The following is a 980-nucleotide window of genomic DNA, read 5'->3' on the forward strand; positions in this document are numbered from 1 at the left end:
CCACAAAACCAATCAAATACATTAAGCCATACCAATGAATTTGAATTGGCCCTAAGTCCAAAGCAACCGGATCTATCTGGGGATACGACAACGCCATTGTAATTCCTTAAATTTTTAATATTAAACAGAGCTAAGTCACTAGAAAGCGAACACCAACTAATAGCAGAAAACCTGCAAACAATCTTTTCAGTAACAGAGGCGACAAGCGATGCGCCAACTGCGTTCCAACCCTCGCGAAGTATACAGAGCAAATAGATATTCCGAGTAAAGCAGGTAGGTAGATCAATCCCAAACTCCATTCAGGCCGTCCTTGCAAATCACTTCCCATCATCACATTACTGAGCGTGGCAAATAAAGCGATGGGTAAACCACATGCAGCGGCGGTACCCACCACTTCTTTCATCTCAATACGATACCGACTCAAATAAGGAACGCTAAGTGTTCCACCACCAATCCCGAAGATAGAAGAAAACCACGCAATGACCACGCCCATTATAGATAGTGCGATATTTCCGGGTATCGCCAAAGACTGCAAGCTAGCGGATTTGATAAACATTCGCAGCGCTACAATCACCGCAAAAAGTCCAAACAGCTTTTTCAGCATCCAGCCATCTAGTTGCACCAGCGTTAATACACCAAGCACCGCACCTAGCGCAATACCAGCACTCATCGGCCGAAACACCGACCACAAAACCGCGCCTCTCTTATGGTGATTATATACCGAGCTCATCGAGGTAAACACTATGGTCGCAAGTGAAGTTGCTATCGCCATATGGGTCAAGACTTCTGCGGGGAAACCTTGGCTTTCGAAGACAAAAACCAGGATAGGCACGACGACTAAACCACCACCCACGCCAAAGAGCCCTGCCGTTAACCCGGCAAAGATACCCGCCAGCAAGTAGCTCACAATAAACATAGTCCGTATCTACCCCTAAATAATTGCATGGTATGATAGCTGTATTACATTCTGAGGTCATTCT

At 45.8% G+C, this 980-nt stretch carries 2 protein-coding genes; both read right to left on the minus strand.

Features of this window, described 5'->3' with window-relative positions; all coding sequences use genetic code 11:
* Nucleotides 1-97 (minus strand): prolipoprotein diacylglyceryl transferase family protein (locus A3729_RS33790; RefSeq protein ID WP_231877347.1); only part of this gene is annotated, 97 nt, incomplete at its 3' end.
* Between the two features lie 33 nt (nucleotides 98-130).
* Complete coding sequence (locus tag A3729_RS05400; protein ID WP_068516211.1) at nucleotides 131-916, minus strand: sulfite exporter TauE/SafE family protein; 786 nt, start codon at nucleotides 914-916, stop codon at nucleotides 131-133.
* Nucleotides 917-980: the final 64 nt, after the last annotated feature.

This window comes from Oleiphilus sp. HI0043 (genome assembly GCF_001634935.1).

Coding starts and splice junctions, on each gene's coding strand:
- A3729_RS05400 (WP_068516211.1), bottom strand. CDS start 916: ATGTTTATTGTGAGCTACTTGCTGGCGGGTATCTTTGCCGGGTTAACG.